Source organism: Companilactobacillus sp. HBUAS56275 (assembly GCF_036913655.1).
GTDB lineage: Bacteria > Bacillota > Bacilli > Lactobacillales > Lactobacillaceae > Companilactobacillus > Companilactobacillus pullicola.
Genome location: NZ_JAYKKK010000003.1, coordinates 45,781 through 61,658 on the forward strand (window position 1 = coordinate 45,781; position 15,878 = coordinate 61,658).

The 15,878-nt window shown below is 34.7% G+C and carries 31 protein-coding genes, 1 tRNA gene and 1 pseudogene; 4 read left to right on the forward strand and 29 right to left on the reverse strand.

Going from position 1 to position 15,878, the window contains the following annotated elements:
* Positions 1–24: 24 nt before the first annotated feature.
* The 21 genes from U8526_RS06670 to U8526_RS06770 all read right to left on the reverse strand — a co-directional run bounded on the left by U8526_RS06670 (position 25) and on the right by U8526_RS06770 (position 11,538).
* Complete coding sequence (locus tag U8526_RS06670; RefSeq protein ID WP_334341186.1) at positions 25–354, reverse strand: HNH endonuclease; 330 nt, start codon at positions 352–354, stop codon at positions 25–27.
* Between the two features lie 2 nt (positions 355–356).
* On the reverse strand, positions 357–653 hold the full coding sequence (locus tag U8526_RS06675) for a hypothetical protein (RefSeq protein ID WP_334341187.1): 297 nt from the start codon (positions 651–653) through the stop codon (positions 357–359).
* A 423-nt stretch (positions 654–1,076) separates the two neighbouring features.
* The gene (locus tag U8526_RS06680) at positions 1,077–1,232 is read right to left on the reverse strand and encodes a hypothetical protein (RefSeq protein ID WP_334341188.1); all 156 of its coding nucleotides are present in this window, start codon (positions 1,230–1,232) and stop codon (positions 1,077–1,079) included.
* A 354-nt stretch (positions 1,233–1,586) separates the two neighbouring features.
* Positions 1,587–1,658: transfer RNA gene (locus tag U8526_RS06685), tRNA-Asn, on the reverse strand.
* Between the two features lie 390 nt (positions 1,659–2,048).
* Positions 2,049–2,480 (reverse strand): transcriptional regulator, encoded by a 432-nt coding sequence (locus U8526_RS06690; RefSeq protein WP_334341189.1) that lies wholly within the window; start codon positions 2,478–2,480, stop codon positions 2,049–2,051.
* 6 nt (positions 2,481–2,486) lie between these two features.
* On the reverse strand, positions 2,487–2,756 hold the full coding sequence (locus tag U8526_RS06695; protein ID WP_334341190.1) for a hypothetical protein: 270 nt from the start codon (positions 2,754–2,756) through the stop codon (positions 2,487–2,489).
* A gap of 17 nt (positions 2,757–2,773) precedes the next feature.
* Positions 2,774–3,190: a DUF1642 domain-containing protein gene (locus U8526_RS06700; RefSeq protein ID WP_334341191.1), complete on the reverse strand. Its 417-nt coding sequence runs from the start codon at positions 3,188–3,190 to the stop codon at positions 2,774–2,776.
* A gap of 124 nt (positions 3,191–3,314) precedes the next feature.
* Entirely contained in the window at positions 3,315–3,797 is a 483-nt protein-coding gene (locus U8526_RS06705) for a hypothetical protein (protein WP_334341192.1), read from the reverse strand.
* Positions 3,798–3,818: 21 nt separating this feature from the next.
* Positions 3,819–4,163 carry a VRR-NUC domain-containing protein gene (locus U8526_RS06710; protein WP_442886215.1) on the reverse strand — a complete coding sequence of 115 codons (345 nt, stop codon included), beginning with the start codon at positions 4,161–4,163 and terminating at the stop codon, positions 3,819–3,821.
* A 2-nt stretch (positions 4,164–4,165) separates the two neighbouring features.
* A complete protein-coding gene (locus U8526_RS06715) occupies positions 4,166–4,552 on the reverse strand; it encodes a hypothetical protein (protein WP_334341194.1) in 387 nt (128 codons plus the stop codon).
* A gap of 264 nt (positions 4,553–4,816) precedes the next feature.
* Positions 4,817–6,070: a virulence-associated E family protein gene (locus tag U8526_RS06720; RefSeq protein WP_334341195.1), complete on the reverse strand. Its 1,254-nt coding sequence runs from the start codon at positions 6,068–6,070 to the stop codon at positions 4,817–4,819.
* Positions 6,067–6,864: a bifunctional DNA primase/polymerase gene (locus tag U8526_RS06725; RefSeq protein WP_334341196.1), complete on the reverse strand. Its 798-nt coding sequence runs from the start codon at positions 6,862–6,864 to the stop codon at positions 6,067–6,069. The genes U8526_RS06720 and U8526_RS06725 overlap by 4 nt, the downstream gene beginning before the upstream one ends.
* Positions 6,865–6,933: 69 nt before the next feature.
* Positions 6,934–7,440 carry a DUF669 domain-containing protein gene (locus U8526_RS06730; RefSeq protein WP_334341197.1) on the reverse strand — a complete coding sequence of 169 codons (507 nt, stop codon included), beginning with the start codon at positions 7,438–7,440 and terminating at the stop codon, positions 6,934–6,936.
* Between the two features lie 2 nt (positions 7,441–7,442).
* On the reverse strand, positions 7,443–8,207 hold the full coding sequence (locus tag U8526_RS06735) for an AAA family ATPase (RefSeq protein ID WP_120142942.1): 765 nt from the start codon (positions 8,205–8,207) through the stop codon (positions 7,443–7,445).
* Positions 8,204–9,457 carry a DEAD/DEAH box helicase gene (locus U8526_RS06740; protein ID WP_334341198.1) on the reverse strand — a complete coding sequence of 418 codons (1,254 nt, stop codon included), beginning with the start codon at positions 9,455–9,457 and terminating at the stop codon, positions 8,204–8,206. The genes U8526_RS06735 and U8526_RS06740 overlap by 4 nt, the downstream gene beginning before the upstream one ends.
* A gap of 119 nt (positions 9,458–9,576) precedes the next feature.
* Complete coding sequence (locus U8526_RS06745) at positions 9,577–10,113, reverse strand: NUMOD4 domain-containing protein (RefSeq protein ID WP_334341199.1); 537 nt, start codon at positions 10,111–10,113, stop codon at positions 9,577–9,579.
* Between the two features lie 2 nt (positions 10,114–10,115).
* On the reverse strand, positions 10,116–10,595 hold the full coding sequence (locus U8526_RS06750) for a siphovirus Gp157 family protein (RefSeq protein ID WP_334341200.1): 480 nt from the start codon (positions 10,593–10,595) through the stop codon (positions 10,116–10,118).
* A 39-nt stretch (positions 10,596–10,634) separates the two neighbouring features.
* Positions 10,635–10,823: a hypothetical protein gene (locus U8526_RS06755; protein ID WP_334341201.1), complete on the reverse strand. Its 189-nt coding sequence runs from the start codon at positions 10,821–10,823 to the stop codon at positions 10,635–10,637.
* A gap of 4 nt (positions 10,824–10,827) precedes the next feature.
* A complete protein-coding gene (locus tag U8526_RS06760; protein ID WP_334341202.1) occupies positions 10,828–11,028 on the reverse strand; it encodes a helix-turn-helix domain-containing protein in 201 nt (66 codons plus the stop codon).
* A gap of 14 nt (positions 11,029–11,042) precedes the next feature.
* A complete protein-coding gene (locus U8526_RS06765) occupies positions 11,043–11,300 on the reverse strand; it encodes a hypothetical protein (RefSeq protein ID WP_334341203.1) in 258 nt (85 codons plus the stop codon).
* A complete protein-coding gene (locus tag U8526_RS06770) occupies positions 11,287–11,538 on the reverse strand; it encodes a hypothetical protein (RefSeq protein WP_334341204.1) in 252 nt (83 codons plus the stop codon). Before U8526_RS06770 ends, U8526_RS06765 begins: the two co-directional genes overlap by 14 nt.
* A gap of 150 nt (positions 11,539–11,688) precedes the next feature.
* Between U8526_RS06770 and U8526_RS06775 the strand changes: the two genes are divergently transcribed.
* Positions 11,689–12,246 (forward strand): hypothetical protein, encoded by a 558-nt coding sequence (locus U8526_RS06775; protein ID WP_334341205.1) that lies wholly within the window; start codon positions 11,689–11,691, stop codon positions 12,244–12,246.
* Between the two features lie 88 nt (positions 12,247–12,334).
* Here U8526_RS06775 and U8526_RS06780 read toward each other — a convergent pair whose 3' ends face one another.
* The 5 genes from U8526_RS06780 to U8526_RS06800 are packed head-to-tail and all read right to left on the reverse strand — an operon-like array spanning position 12,335 to position 13,905.
* Positions 12,335–12,517 carry a hypothetical protein gene (locus U8526_RS06780; protein WP_334341206.1) on the reverse strand — a complete coding sequence of 61 codons (183 nt, stop codon included), beginning with the start codon at positions 12,515–12,517 and terminating at the stop codon, positions 12,335–12,337.
* Between the two features lie 11 nt (positions 12,518–12,528).
* Positions 12,529–12,654: a hypothetical protein gene (locus U8526_RS06785; protein WP_274596047.1), complete on the reverse strand. Its 126-nt coding sequence runs from the start codon at positions 12,652–12,654 to the stop codon at positions 12,529–12,531.
* A gap of 27 nt (positions 12,655–12,681) precedes the next feature.
* The gene (locus U8526_RS06790) at positions 12,682–12,921 is read right to left on the reverse strand and encodes a hypothetical protein (protein WP_135371635.1); all 240 of its coding nucleotides are present in this window, start codon (positions 12,919–12,921) and stop codon (positions 12,682–12,684) included.
* Complete coding sequence (locus tag U8526_RS06795) at positions 12,921–13,682, reverse strand: Rha family transcriptional regulator (RefSeq protein ID WP_334341207.1); 762 nt, start codon at positions 13,680–13,682, stop codon at positions 12,921–12,923. The genes U8526_RS06790 and U8526_RS06795 overlap by 1 nt, the downstream gene beginning before the upstream one ends.
* Positions 13,683–13,701: 19 nt before the next feature.
* Positions 13,702–13,905, reverse strand: coding sequence for a helix-turn-helix domain-containing protein (locus tag U8526_RS06800; RefSeq protein ID WP_054642070.1), 204 nt, complete (start codon positions 13,903–13,905; stop codon positions 13,702–13,704).
* 61 nt (positions 13,906–13,966) lie between these two features.
* On the opposite strand from U8526_RS06800, the gene U8526_RS06805 reads away from it, so the two are divergent.
* Positions 13,967–14,344, forward strand: coding sequence for a DUF2513 domain-containing protein (locus U8526_RS06805; RefSeq protein WP_271794014.1), 378 nt, complete (start codon positions 13,967–13,969; stop codon positions 14,342–14,344).
* Here U8526_RS06805 and U8526_RS06810 read toward each other — a convergent pair.
* The 3 genes and pseudogenes from U8526_RS06810 to U8526_RS06820 all read right to left on the reverse strand — a co-directional run bounded on the left by U8526_RS06810 (position 14,339) and on the right by U8526_RS06820 (position 14,839).
* The gene (locus tag U8526_RS06810) at positions 14,339–14,530 is read right to left on the reverse strand and encodes a hypothetical protein (protein WP_334341208.1); all 192 of its coding nucleotides are present in this window, start codon (positions 14,528–14,530) and stop codon (positions 14,339–14,341) included. The genes U8526_RS06805 and U8526_RS06810 overlap by 6 nt on opposite strands.
* Positions 14,531–14,532: 2 nt before the next feature.
* Positions 14,533–14,679: pseudogene (locus tag U8526_RS06815) on the reverse strand (phage antirepressor KilAC domain-containing protein); the annotation flags it as partial.
* Positions 14,648–14,839 carry a DUF2829 domain-containing protein gene (locus tag U8526_RS06820; RefSeq protein ID WP_334341209.1) on the reverse strand — a complete coding sequence of 64 codons (192 nt, stop codon included), beginning with the start codon at positions 14,837–14,839 and terminating at the stop codon, positions 14,648–14,650. The pseudogene U8526_RS06815 and the gene U8526_RS06820, both read right to left, overlap by 32 nt.
* Before the next feature lie 259 nt (positions 14,840–15,098).
* On the opposite strand from U8526_RS06820, the gene U8526_RS06825 reads away from it, so the two are divergent.
* Both U8526_RS06825 and U8526_RS06830 read left to right on the forward strand, forming a co-directional pair.
* Entirely contained in the window at positions 15,099–15,434 is a 336-nt protein-coding gene (locus U8526_RS06825; RefSeq protein ID WP_334341210.1) for a helix-turn-helix domain-containing protein, read from the forward strand.
* Positions 15,435–15,437: 3 nt separating this feature from the next.
* Positions 15,438–15,833 (forward strand): ImmA/IrrE family metallo-endopeptidase, encoded by a 396-nt coding sequence (locus tag U8526_RS06830; protein WP_334341211.1) that lies wholly within the window; start codon positions 15,438–15,440, stop codon positions 15,831–15,833.
* The last annotated feature ends 45 nt before the right edge of the window (positions 15,834–15,878 follow it).

The window sequence follows — 15,878 nt, forward strand, 5'->3', positions numbered from 1 at the left end:
TTTGGTTTGACCGGGGGGGATTGCTCACCAGCGTTCTTTGTTTTCGAATTTATCTTTATGAAATTGTTCCAGCTTTTCTGGATGTTCCGTATTATGGTGTACCCTGCATATAGTCTCAGTATTATTTAAATTTAATGCTTGCATTGGATAGTCTCTAACATGTTTGATGTGGTGCACAGTAGTAGCGTGAGTATGCTTGCCTTGTGCCTTGCATACCTGACACTCGTAGTGGTCTAGCTTGAGTCGCTTGGCTCTGACCTTACGCCATTCATTCGTGTGATAGAACTTAATCACACCATCATTAGCTATCCAATCTCTTAGCTTATGCAACATGCTATCAGTCATTAGATTCATGATTACTTATCACTATCCTTAGGCATGTCCTTGACGTATTGCTTTGCCCACACGTTGATTAGCTCTGTAGCTGTATCAATGCTCAGCTTAGTAGGATCAATACCCAAGTCCTTTAACTGTTGTGCGTTGTGTGGCATCACCATCATGTTGCGAATCAATGATACGAACAATGCGGCAGCCTCTTCGTTAGATACCTGGTTCATCGTGAACGAATCTAAGAACGCTTGTTGTATCTCATCTAAGCTCATCTTATTATCATCAAGGTATTCCTTGATGTGTTTCTTCTGGAATCTATTCATATGACACACCTCCAATCTATTTCGGTTGCTGGAATCGAACCAGCTTTCTTAGCTAAGGAAACTAATGAGATACCAACCTTCCAACCGATAAATCTATAAGCTGATGATTACTAATACTGCTAGCCACCACGAGGATGAGAGTGAGTAGTTGGAGAAAGCGCGAGCTGTTGTTATTCATTTAACTTCCATCCTTTGTACATTACCACTCCGCTTTGAGATGAGTAGTAATTCACATTCATCTCGTTCTTGCCTATGCTTTTTTGAATCTCTCGTAACATAGCTATAACTAAAGCTAACTATCCTGTCAAACTGCCACTCCAATTGACTTCATATGTTTGTCCCTCTTTTTAGCTTGCTTATTAATACGGCCAATGATGCTTGCTTCTATTGAAGTCATATAACCGTATGATGTGTGTATCATTTTCATAATTTACCAAACCACCGTTCATTATCTTGTTTCATTTTTTCATAATCTTCTTTCATGGCTTGTCTATCACGTTCACTATCAGACATCCACTTATCACTATCTTTAGACATTTCAATATAGTTATTAACTAAATATCTAAATAGTTTAAACATATTCTTTTCCTCCAAAATAAAAAGACCAGTCCTTAGACTGATCTCAAATTAATAGTGTGAGTGGGAATCGGACCCACAAATGAAATTGACTAGTATATCAACGCTACCTCTGCTCACACTGCCGTTAGCACCCCAGTAGTAGCTATCTACTACGAAAACCTCTTTGCCATTTTATAGGCTCAGTGCCATTCCCCACCTTATAGTGTGCGTAGGATTCGAACCTACGATTTCACCCGTCCTACTTAAAGAACTAAACCCACTTAAGGATTCACCACACTACCGTTGTTGTATTTACAAATCAAAAAGAAATAAAAGCTCTTTCTTTTAATTTTATGATTGCTCTTTGGCAATCAAAGCTCCGAATAGGGTTTGAACCTACAACCTTTTGGTTAACAGCCAAATGCTCTACCGTTGAGCTATCGAAGCATAAGACTGGAATTAACCAGTCTTAATAATAAATTTTAAATTAGAAAGGAGGACTTTAAGTATGCTTTTAATGTGGAAACTGCTATTTCCACAATGCAAGAAATAGGAATCGAACCTAACATCGGTGTGAGCAACGGTATAATTTATTAGTATCGTTCTGTATTATTTGATCTCTACCAATTCGCCCATGCGTTCTTACAGAATACAGAGAGCTTTCCATACTCTCCGTAATGTCGATTAAACAGCGCCACAACGCTATTTAAAAATATAGTTTGAGGGAAACAATTTTTGTTTTATTTAGATAGTTAGTATCTCTGCCAATCATCTATACTACTAATTTACCACTAAAAGTACCGTTAAAAAGCTCAATAAAAGCTCAATATTACGATATTATGGTTCGAACATTCCTAGTCTTTGCGACAAATCTAATAGGAATTTAGTACGCATACGCTTAGCAGTCGCAATTGAAACATTAATCTTATGCTGAGTTGATAAGCCACTGATTGTATACGTTGGATGTTCCTTAAAGTATAGTTCATCAATGATAGTCCTGGTATCTTTATCGGTAGCTAAATAACAGTCTGTCACTGCACTTTTTTGACGTTCTAACATTCTTAATCTCATGTCTTGGTCAAGTGTCACCACATATGTTTCTTGTGGGCGTGAGACTTTAGAACTTTTGCCACCTCCTACATTTTCATCAACTTCTTGAATCGGATACATTAGTTCTTGTTTTCGATCACTGATATATCTATCCATTTTAGGATAGTCACGTAAGATTTCTTCGATACGTTTCTTAGTTCCTGATCTAATAATGCTCACCCTTCCCTATTCATAGTAAATAACACATTCTTCTGGATCATACTTTATGAATAAAATACTGTTTAAATTAAAAATGAAATTTCTTTTATTTGTTTCAACCTCAATTATTCCAGTGCTTCTATAAAAAGTTATATGAGGATCGTCAAGTTTGCGAAGTTCCAACGTTAAATCTTTAAATTCAATTTGAAATACTACTTTTTTTGTTTCATCATTAATACTTGGCTTATCTTCAAATGGCGATTTTGGAAAATCTTCTGTATGTTTGCTAACCCACATTTTTTTATTCCCCTACTTTATTCATTGTCTTCCTCCACTGGGACAGCAAATGCCATATATCTTGGGTCAATATCTTTAATTTCTTGTTCAGTAAATTGTGTTTGCGTCAGTTTGTCTTGTCTGCAACTGTCTGGCATATAGAAACCATTAGGCGAACATTTGTTTAGATAACTACTATTATTATTTTTAATCAGTTGTACATAATATTTCTGCTCAGGAAACTTAGCATTACCACAGTAGAAATCTACAATGTCCTTAGCCAATTGATTGTTGTCATTAATATCTTCACGGCAATATTTTTTAGACAATTCATGACAATGGCAATCACCATTACTAATACCACGAATTAGGGTAATAGCTGATAAGAAACCATTGTCTTTAGCATATTCTAATTCCTTTTGTTCTGCCTTGCTATATCCTTCTAAAATTCTCATATCTTTATCCTCCAATTTTATAAGTCTCATTTCACTTGACCTACTATTCAACCATTTATCTAATATTTTATCCAATGGATCATTGACCCCGTCATCTATTGGGATATTTAATCATTCATCCATGTTACTCAACCTTCACAAGTCTAAAGCGGTCTGTGTGTTTTCTAAGCTTGTATCTTTCAGTATGATAGTATCTAATTGCTTGGGCTGTTTTGTGTGTTAATTCAGCAAGTTCTTTGATTGTTCCCACCCCGATGTAATCACCGTTTTTGAACATTCTGTATTTAGAATTCCTACTTTTATTTCTCTTAGAATCGAAGGTGTGCCAGATAGTATCATCAAGATATCCGTCCCTGATGTATCCTTGCAGCCTGTATTCTTTAATTTCTAAAATGTCGGCAATTTCTTGCTTAGTCAGTTTTGAATTTAAAAGCTTCTGCGCGATTTTTAAATCAATCCCAACGGGAGGCCTTTTTTCAATAGGATCCTTCCCATCATTTAAGGATTTTCTGATTGCTACTAAACGGCTATCATTAATCGGACACTTGAGTACTGTTCCATATTCGGCTTCGATGTCTAGTACTGTATTTATTACTGAATTAGTCATTTTCTTTTTCCTCCACACTCATTATGATTTGAATCCATAACCAACCAGCTCCTCATCAATAATTTTTAATGCTTCTTCTGGACTTCGTGCTATACCGTGAATGATATGATCAGACATCAATTGATTATGAAATTGTATTTGGTCTGGTCGTGGTCTACCTGTTGGTGTTTTAATCTCAAGGTAAAATATCTTACCGTTTGAAATTTTATATCCGTGTAAATCTGGATAGCCATTTGGTAATCCTGTTTGAAAAAACTTACCGTTTGGTAATCTCACACTACCGACATTTGCCCTAAATATTCTGCAATTATCTAAACTCACGGCGACACGAATATCATTTTGAATTTCTTGCTCTCGTTTGTTCAAAATCAATAATCCACCAAATCATGATAATCAATTCCAGTTTTCTCGGAAAAATAGTTAGAAAAGTTCTTGTTTGTTTTGTATTCATTTTTTAATACTTCGTAAAAATCTTTATCACCAATATATTTCTTAACCAATTTGATTGCGGTTGGTAATATATTCGGTGTATAACCGTGTGAATATCCTAAAACACCACTTTCGGTTGACTGACCGTGATCGTGGTAAACACCTCCAAGAATATCGATACCGAAATAATTTTTACTTTTGTTAAAATCAAGTTCTACAAAAACATCGTCTCTTACTTGTACGTATCCAACATCTCTGTATTTACTATTTACTGCATTAATCTTTCTCATTAACATATTCCAATCAGTATTGCTAATGCCCTGCATGGTATATTCCCCTTTCTCTCCGTACACTTGGGACACTAAGGCCGTACACTAACTCTCTTACTCCCACAACGGATTTGCTTCGTTTTTACACTAGGACACTAAAGCCCGCTACCCCCTATATATACCTAATATATATAATATATATAACCTATACTACTTATTAATGTACTTAGTGTCCTTATATTTATATAAGCTTTGGCGCTCTAAGAGTTCAGCTTGGACACTAAATCCAATATTAGTGTCCTAAAGTGTCAATCCAGTGTACTAATCTTTTTTATAACCTCGTTTAGGATGATTAACGTATGTCCATCCAAATTTGTTATCCATTACGTATTTAATCTTCTTTGCTAATCTTCTATTTTTAACTAAGTTTTCTTCACCTAAATATTTAGCTACTTGACTGCTACTAATAAAATCATCTGGCCAATCATTTAAGCATTCATCAATTTTCGTTTCTACTTCATCTATATACATGAAGTCTTCACGATGTTCAGTTAATAAATTTTCTTGTTCTTTAGTAAGGCCAAAACTAAAACTATGTTGATAATAACTTGTAAATTCTCCCCACATTTGATCAATAACCTCATCAGTTAAGTCTGTAAACGGACTCATAAGCTGTTTACTACTATCTACTTTGATAGGTAAAAATCTCCGTTCACCAGTTCTATCCTTTAAATAAGTCATTTCATTAGTTGTCCTAGCTAAAACAAAGTTCTTATCATATCTAATTGACTTCTTTCCATAAGGTGGTCTAAATTCTAACTCTTGTGCTGATACGAATTTCTTCAAACTCTCAAAGCTACTATTATTAGTTGCCGTCATTTCATCATCATTAACGATTAAATTTCTGAGCATTACTGAGTAACTATCCTTATCCTTGAAGTCTGAGAACTGATCTGTATACCAATCTTTAGCCATTTTGATTAAGAACGTTGTTTTACCAGCTCCTTGTCCTCCTACTAGGTCTAATACAAAGTCAAACTTAGTATCAGGTTCATAAGCTTTAGAAACAGCTCCTGTAAAAAACAATTTGGTTATAAGTGTTGTTATATCTGATTTTTCAGCTCCTAGGAATGTGGGTAGAAAGTCAGCTACACGTTTTTTACCGTCCCAATTCATATACACAAAATCAAAGTAATCTGTAACCGGATTATATTCTCTCTTTCGTGCATCATTAGTAACTGCCATTTGAAGTAAATTTCTATTAAAAAATACGCCATATTTATCTTCAACATACCTTAGAATTGCTGGATCATAATCATCTAACATTTGACCTTTTTTTATATTTAAATCAGGAATATCTTTAACAACTCCTATTTCATGAGTGAAATCATTAAATGCAAAAACATTCTTTAATATTGGATCTCTTTCAAGGATTAACCCGATATTTTTTAAGCTGTTAGTCTTTATAGCATCTTTTGCATTCAATTCAAATGGAATAGGCATATTAACTATTTTTTTAGGCTTATCTTTTTTTTGCATTTCTGAAAGAATATTCATTGATTCTTCTAAACTCATTTGTTTCCTCCTCTCCTTCTGATTTCTTTTTTAACCATTGACTCGAAAGTTTTTTCAAACTCATTAGATGGTAAAGACTTGGGTGTATTATTATTAGCTTGTTTAGCCAGTTCATAGGCTGTTTTAACCTCAACGTTACGGAACAATAGTCCACCCACAAAACTTGCTAAGGCATTGTTTCTGCCACCTGTTTCGCCCAATCCATTTACAATTGATTCAAACAATTCAGATGTGGCTGTCTTCTCATCACTAAATTTATAATTGCTGTGATTATATGAAGACTGACTAATCGTTTTTTTACTAATTAATTCAATTAATTCCTTGCTAGGAGTGACTATTGGGTTATGGTTAAGCCATTTGTATTGCTTACCTTTTCGCTCGCTTGGTGCAATCATGAAATAATTATTAACATGAGCTTTAACGTCAACACCTGGCATCCAACCGATGTGTTGAGTCATATCCATATCCGAACGTTTGAAGTAAATCATCTGTCTACCACCTGAAGCAGTTTCCTGTTCAAGTGTTGGTATCAACAAATCCTTATGTGCATACTCATCAATTGACTTAAAACCGTCATGACCATGTGCTTCTTTAGTATCAATATCGATTACAAATATATTTACTGTTCTAATTGCAATCTGTGCGTATGGAAATTTTTCCCATACTTTTCGAACTTCATCAGGTGTTAAGGCTGGTTTATCTGCAAACTTTATTAATGGCTGTTTATCAAACATAGGAAGGACGCTCAAGCCTTTTTCAGCGTAAGCCACTGCATAATTAACTAAATTCTTCATGTCCTTCCTCCTATCGGGCATTCCACCCTATTTGGCATTATTTAAAGTGTTACTGCACTGAATTATTAATTAAAATGGTAATTCTAAATCATCAACTTCTGGTGCATTGTTTGAATTGAATGGATCATTAGGAATGCCACTGAAATTGTATGTCTTATAAGGAAAATCAGGTTTTTTCTTATTCTCACGAACACTTAATTCCATTTCGACTGCTTGTCCTTTGCCATCAATGAAAGCGGCAGCCAAAGTATCATAGTCAGTCCAATCTTCATCTTTTAAAGTAATCCCCAAAGCCACTGCTAATTTAGCAATCAATTTAATACTGGCAGAGACGATGTTATCGGGTGTTGGTGATTCAAGTGAAAATCTATTAAAGTCCATCTTTCCAGCGTGTTCTCCTTCTAAAACTTGAACCGTAATCATTAAATGTTCCCAGCCTTTAGCCGATGCTTTGTGTTCAAGTCCTTTAAAAATAACTTTATATTTTCCAGATGGAATTTGATCCATTGCATTTGGATCGTCCTTCTTTGGATCAAATCCTTTTAAAGCATTGTTCTTTGCATCTAGTAAACTCATATTTATTTATCTCCCTCAGTTTGTTTGTCTTCTTGTTCTTTAATAATTTTTTTTTGTTCTTCAATTGAAGTTTTGACAGGCTTGTCGTAAACTCCTGGAATATTATCTAAAATATGTAAAATTTTAGAATCATTAATTTGTTCACGAATGTATTCCTTTCGTCTATCAGTAACCTTGCGGATATAGCGTTTTCCAATTCGCTGTGTGTAAATTACTAGGTCAGCATTTCCATTTACAATGTTGTAATACTTAGTTCTAAGGCTAGGTACTTCGTGTGCTTGAATACCTTCTCCCTCAGTTACCGCACGGCTGATATACACCACATTTAGTGGCAATGCCTTTAAATCCATTACTAGTTCTTGAAGAACTGTATTGAACATTGAAAAGCCTTTTCCATAGCCAATATCAGCAAGTGTTTGAACCCCTTCTCCTGCACATATTGCTTGTTCTAACATCACACAGACATCATCAATAACATCGACAACTACCGTTTTATATGAATGATTTTCGTTCTGTAATGCTCTTATAATTTCATCTAGTTGATTAATAACACTTTGTTTTAATCCCCGCCCATTAGCGTTTTTAACATTTCTAATTTGAATGGCTGGTGCGGATTGAGCCAATGAATTACCATCTGTATTTAGAAATAATGGACTCGGAAACCTTTCAGCTAAGTAACTCTTTCCAGACATGGTAGCTCCATAAATAAAGAAATTATGGGGAGTATCAATTGGTTTGTGTGGCTTATTCTCTGGTAAAATACTCATTTAATAAATCCTCTTTTCTTTGCATAAAAGTAAACCCAACCTGGTTTGTAATGATTAAGCTTGCCAAATGCTTTAATTTCCTCATAGTTATTTAATTCATTTGGCCGCTTGTCAGCCACATTATTAATAACGTTATCTTCCATTATTAATTTGACTTTACGTAGACGTTCTTCTTTAACCTTTTCAAGCTTGGCGTCCTCAACTACTTCTAATTCTTTTTCTTCTACTAAGTTAGCTCCACAGAACGGGCATTTATCACCCTTACGATAGAATGTAGCGAAACATTTAGGACATGTCGTTACCGGTTTGATTTCATCCCTGGAGTGATCAGACTTTCCTTTTTTATTTCCTTCTAATTTCCAATGATGTGGTTCAGTCGGTAGTCCAAACCTATTAACATTTCCAACGTGGTCAATAATGATTGCTGTCTTACCTATGCGTGGGTTCATACAACGCATAGCGAACTGTAAATAGAGTGATAGTGACTGCGTAGGACGTAGCATAATTACTACATCTACATTCGGTAGGTCTAAACCCTCTGTAAAAAGTTCAGCGTTGGTAACTACTTGAATCTTTCCATTTCGATAATCATTAATTATTGAATCCCGTTCATCTTTAGGAGTGTTCCCACTAACGGCTTTTGCTACTACTCCATTAGCATTTAGCTCACTTGCCAGACGTTCAGCACTTGCAACATTGTATGTATAAGCAATAGCCTGTTTGCTTCCACCTAACTTCTTAAACGTATTGACAGCATTGCCATAAACCTTAGGTTTGAATGCTTCCTCAATAGATTTTTCATCAAACTCACCATTTCTCTTAGTTTTAAGTTGTGAAACGTCTAATTGGACTGGCGCGTAGTAGTCAACTGGTGCTAGGAATCTATCCTTAATTAATTGTTTTATTGAGTTTCCTAATATCAAATCGTCTGCTACTTCTTCAAACCCTTCTCCATTCAAGCGATATGGCGTTGCTGTGAACAATAATTTCAGTGCGTTAGGAAAGTTATCAAGTATTCGTCTATAGCTCTTAGCAAGCACATGGTGCGCCTCGTCGACAAATATAATTGCTGGTGGTTCTAATGTGTCCACGTGTCTAGTAATTGTTTGAACCATTCCTATTTTTGCAAGCGACATATCAACGCCTTGTGCTTTAAATGTCGAAACAACTTGATCAACGATCTCTTTGCGGTGGACAATGAACAAAATACGATTGCCCTTAGCCGTTGCCCGTCTTGCTATTTCAGCCATTAAAACTGTTTTCCCAGTTCTAGGGAGGAGACTGTACAATTATTGAACGATGTCCATGATCAAATGAGTTATAGATTTTTTGTAGTTCATCTAATTGGTAATCTCTTAATTGAAACAATCTATGAAACACGCTCCCATCTATAACCTTTTAATAAGGTTTTGTTTTTTATTGCATATGCAATACTTTGTCTATGAATTCCTGTCTTATTTTCAGCATCATGTAATGTTGAAAAAATTTCTATATGATGTGATGGAGAAATTCTAATAATAGAATGTCCATATTTTTCTTTAACCCTTTGAATCCGAGTCCCATAATTTACATTTTCTTCATTGGTCATCCACTCAAGATTCTCAATAGTATTGTTTAATTTATTTTCATCAATATGATTCACAGTTAATTTATGCTCCGGATTTGGTATAAATGTCCTAGCGATAATTGAATGCAATTTTTCATGTCTTCTAATACCATGCTTAGACATATCTACTCTCAAATAACCATCATACTGTTTATAGGGACTAATTATTTGCCCTCGCACTCTAGTTGGTACATGTTTTCTTCCTTTTAAAACAATACGATCAATGCTTCTAACCATTCCAAATATTGATGCTTCATATCTACCTTCGTATCCTGGGATTGTTTTCCACATTTCTTTCATATTTAGCTAAACCTCATAGATGGAGTAACAATTAAGGTTGCGCCTTTGATTTCTTTGCCATTTTTTAGATCTTCCTTAATGCGTGGCTTATCTGGTTCTTCCTTTTGACGATAATAAGAAGCTGGTAACTCATCTTTGTTAACGTTGACATCATATTTAGGGGTCTTTGCTACCTTAACTGTGACCAAAGGAGTTTTAATTTTATCAATTCCTAACTCTGCCATTGCATTTCCTAATGTTGTTTCAAGATGTTCCTGACTTCTGACTAATGATTTCTTTCGAATTTTTAGAATCTTTAATTCATCATCAATTTTGTTAATATCTCCAACAATTTCTTTTCTTACCTTTGCGTAACCAACAGCCTTATCCTCGATAGCGTCTGTAATAGAATCCATCGTGTCACTGAAAAGCGTTGGGTCTGTGTCTTCTGCGAGATCTAATAACTGGTGGTATTTTCCTGTTAATTCATATAATGTTGCCATTTTGCTTCGTACTCCTTCGTGGTATAATTTAACTAATAACTAGTTAATGTATGCGCCTTTACTGATTGCCGTCAGACAGGCGTTTTTTTGTTGCTCTAATTTTCTAGCAGCTTCATGATATTTCTCACGATTACGATCTGACATAATCCAATGAAACAGTAGTTGTCTATTTCGGTAGTGGATTGAAGCCATAATCACCCTGTTGACGTGTTCACTGATTGTTACCATGCTCTCACCTCCTCTCATCACTGAAACCAGTTAAGTAATCTAGAGAAACACAAAAATATCTTGCTAGTTTGAACCAGTTTTCTAAAGTTGGTTCTGTATTACCATTCTCATAATTATTAAAAGTTCCACGCTTTATGCCGACTTCTTTAGAAATATCATCCAGGGTCAAATGCTTGTTTAGCCTTAATTCTTTTATTCGGTTCATCCCTATCCCTCCTCTCAAGCGTAGTAGTGTTCAAACGCTTCTCTAACTACTGTTTCAGCTCTAGCCTTATCAATCATCAAGTCATCCCTATGATGTTTTAAACGCTCGATATGGTAGTGAAGTGACTCGTTATTAATTCCTTGAATACTTTCCACGTAGTGATCAGCTTCATATGATTCAATTTGTTCAGTTGTTCGTCCAATCTCTTCGCCAATTCGAACGAACTCATCTAAGGCATTCTCAATCGCTGTCACGTCTTTATTTATTGCCATTAGCTGCCTCCTGGAATGCTTTAATTAACTTGCTTTCAATATCATCATTCTCAGATTTATAACGGCTGTTCGTGACTTGCAGTCTTAAAATACAATTGCTGTATGCCTCCTCATCGTCTCGACTCTCAGCATTTGCCTGGAGTTGTCTTTGTTCATCGATTAAGGTTTCAGTGTATTCAATAGTTCTATTTATCTTTTTGTGTTCGGATAGTAATTCACTAAACTCTTTAGAATCCACGTGGTTCATCTCCTGTTAATTTATCGTCCACATAAGTGTCATATGGTTCAGTATCACCGATTGGATTGTAGTCATCATCTGTTTTAATTCGAATATTGTTATTCATATGTTTGCTCCTTTGATATAATTTTTGACGGAAAGAGGTGAAAAATGGATTTCACAATATCTTGGGATACCATCATCGGGGTACTTGCATTACTTGTAGCTATTGGTTCATACATTTATACTTGGCGGTTTAATCACTACGCAATTGACCTTATAAACCTAAAAGTTGATCAGATTTGTGAACACAACAATATATCATTTGAAATAGTGAATATATCTACCAAGCCAATAAAAATCACAGATATTACCTTATTTGATAATGCTGGCAAAAAAATTGTAGATAATGGTTTCAGCCCTAAACAGTTTAGAAAATATCAGAATTCACTAAATGCAAAAAAATGGGAAATGGAACATGCTAAGGATTTTATCCCCGGACTAAACCCTTATACATCGCCGATAAACAATATGAATTTATCCAATAGTTTAAACAATGATGAAAGTTGTCCATTCGACGAATCTACGTACTTGAAATCTGACGACTCAGAATATTTTTCATATTTTGTCGACACTTTTCCTAGTACAATTAAGGTAACAGCAAAGCAACATATTAATTGTTTTTCAAAATTCAAATCATTTTCTACTAATTTTAATAAGAGTAATTAGCGTTAATATATTGATTATTAATATTAGTAAAAATAAAGTTCCATCAATATTCATAAGACACCTCCTCTGATATAATTTTTCTTCACAGCTATTGAAACCGCCGAAGCAAGTCATTTGCCACCTGACTATTCTTCAGAACAATAACCGTATAGCTATCTGGTAAATCTAGCTTAGTTCCATACTTACTAACCAGTTCATAGGGCTGGTATCTTCCACAATTCAATAAAGTTATCTCATCACCACATGAGATGGCTTTTTTTAATGCACTCATAACATCTCTCCTTACATATAAAAGTCTGTATATTTTTTTAGCCACTTTTTTAATCCACCAGCCTTAGTAAGCTGGTAAGTCACGAACCAGACTAAGATTGGTAGCCATATAATCATTGGTACTGGAATACTTCTCATAAAATTTATACTCCCACGCTAGTTTTTTTAATTTAAGTTTTTGATGTATTCGTCAATTTCGTTCGGATCATAAAGTTTTATTGTGCCTACCAGATGAAATGGTAATCCTGGCAAGACTTCTCTAATTGTGCTATCAGCCATATTTAAATAGCCTGGTAAGTCTTTAGTTCTTAGCCATTTACGTGATACAACTTGAACGACGATTTTCTTTAGCTCGCTAAATTGTTCATCGTTTAGCCCTGGCTGTCTTGTTTGTGTGGATTCCATTAGTATTCGTTCTCCCAAACTTTATTTTTAATAGCGAAATCTTTAACTACAGACATATAAATTTCTTTAAGTCGCTTGTCACCATCAATTACATCCAGCCTATTAGTCTTATCGACTTTACTTCTTGACATCCCGTTTGCTAATCGGTTTTTCTTCAAATTTGTAAGTCGAATTTTCAAATTAGCTCCAGCACGTCTATCAGTTTCAGCGTAGGCATCACTAGCAACTTCTTTGTAAGCTCCATAACCGCCTTGAGCTAAAGCAATCTTTCTAATAATTGATTGAGATGTCTTACGCCAATCGGTTGTATTTAATGAAACAATTTCAGCGATATTATCAACTTTATGGTTAAGTTTCTTATTTTCTAATTCATTAGCTGCCACCGTTTGGAAAATTTGATTGAACATTTTTAGTTCTGGGCTTAGTTTATTAACATCGATTTGATTTTTCTTATGTTCTTCTTCTAACTTATTAAATGCATTAATATATTGAAGCTTAAATTTCATAGCGTCATTACCCGTGAATCCCATAGCTAATAAAGTAAAACCATCACGATTCATGTAATACATTCGATATTGCTGTTTATTTTGAGGATGTGTATACGTATCTTCACTGAATAGGTCTGCGAAGTTTTGCGCAACCCCTGGCCTCATTTCATCAATAGCCTTAAGTACGTCTCTATGATTTTTATTAAACGTTTCTGCAACTTGTAAGCTACTTGTTACCGCCTGTTGATCTTTCATAATTACTAAATCGTTCATTATTTCTTACCTTCTTTTTTTATAGGTTTAAAACTCGTGCAACTTGTTCACGTAATTCGCGTGACTTAGGTGTCATGTCGCCTTTAATGGCCCTGTTAAGTTGTTGTGGATTAGCATGAATCAATTCAGCTAACTCTTTTTGAGTCATATCTCGATTAAGCAATGCGATCTTAATTGATCGCTCAATGTCATGTGCTACCTTTGCGAATTGTTGTTCTGGCATGTAATCAGCTCCTTTCTATTGTTATAATTTGATTAATTCATATATATTCGAGGTGATAATAATGGAACTAGACTACGATTTTGTTAGAAAAACTTTAATTGAATGTGCAGAAAGTGAACATTTACAGGGACCAACTAATAAGGAAATCCGTAATTTTGCTGATGAAAATCATGTTTCCTTAAATGAACTAGCATTTACAATTGACAAAATGGAGGAAGCTGGATTCATCACAGGTAAAGTGACCTATAGTGGTGAGGGTCCATATGTCATCCTTATAGGTAATTTAACCTGGGATGGTAATCAATATTTGAATTCCATAAGAAATCCATCCATTTGGAAAGAAACCAAACAAAAACTCATCGATAAAGGTGTCACTGCCTCATTCTCTGTAATAACTGCTTTGGCAACCGCAATTGCTAAACAAAAACTTGGACTATAGTATTTTAAATATATGTCCATCAACCATTACATAAAGATTCTTGTTCGAAGGTAACAGCTTCGACAAGGATTTTTTTTCTGCCTCATCAATGAAAAAAATCATACTAAAACTACTTGTTCCACCAGTAAGAATAGGTATTCTGTCATTACCATCCTTATAAAAGTAAACGTACTCATGATTTTCCAAGGCTATATCTCCTTTAAAAATTTATTAACAAAATATGTTTGACCTTTTCCAGTAACTTTAGGAGTTTTAGTCACTCTTACAGAACCATCCGGGTTGCTGTAGGTACGTTCTTTTATTTCAAATATCTTTAAGTTCATTGATCGTTGGGTTCCATCTTCGACCAATCCGATTGTCTTCATCAAATGGAACCAAAATGAAACATGATGAAGTATTAGTTGGAATTATCGTTGCTGCATAGGGCATCCACTTCATACGTGTGATACCTTTTTGTTTGCTCTGATATCCTTTAACCGCTTTTCTAATATCCATATTTTCTACCTCCTTTACTGTTATTTTTTCATCAAGTTATTGACAAATTATTAGACTGAGTCTAATATAAAGGCATATCAAATAAGCAATTTAAACCCTATTACTACCGCAATTCTCGCCAAAGCATTGTATCGGTGGTCGTGTGTTTTTGTTGCTCAATTACTTGATGAATTAATAATAAGACTAAGTCTAAAATAATGCAAGTATATTTTTAGTCTAAGTCTAATTATTAGTCGTCATATATTGGAGAAAGCCTATTATGACAACGTTAGATAGAATTAAAAAAATTTCAAAGCAAAGAGGTTTTAGCCTTACAAAAGTGAACGATATGGCTAATTTGGGTACCAACACTATATATTCATGGAAACATAAAGAACCTGGAATTAATAATCTTAAGGCCGTTGCTAATGTTTTGCACGTATCTGTAGACTACCTATTGGGTAAAACGGATGATCCGGATATTAACAATAAGTCTAAGAAAGTAGATATCAAAGATGCTATGCAAGACGACTACACTGTTATGAGCTATGGTGGTAGGGAAATACCGCCCGAAGAATTAGAAATGATTAGACGTATCTTAGATGGGGGAAAATAATGTATGAGCGATGTTACAACTTATTTATTGAATTACGCACTAGATCATCACATAGGATTTGAATTTCTAAACGGTCTAGATTCAGACTGGCCCTCCGTGGCTATTCCAGAACGTAACATGATGTTTATTAATACGAATTGGTACAAGCAAGAGGAAGTTCCCATGATAATAGCTCATGAGATTGGTCATATGATTGACGGTGATTCCTGTTATTTATATGATCAATCTACAATCTCACGATTGAAATCCGAAAACAGCGCAAATCTTATTGCTATTAATCTATTAATGAAATACTGTTCAGATAACGATATTGAATTTAACAATTCCATGACTTTCCTAACACAATTTAATATCCCTCAAAGATATGAAAATTCAGTTAGAAAAATAATTGCTGGGTAGTTTAATGTCCAAATACTGATAGACATAAAAAGCTGGGGATTTATG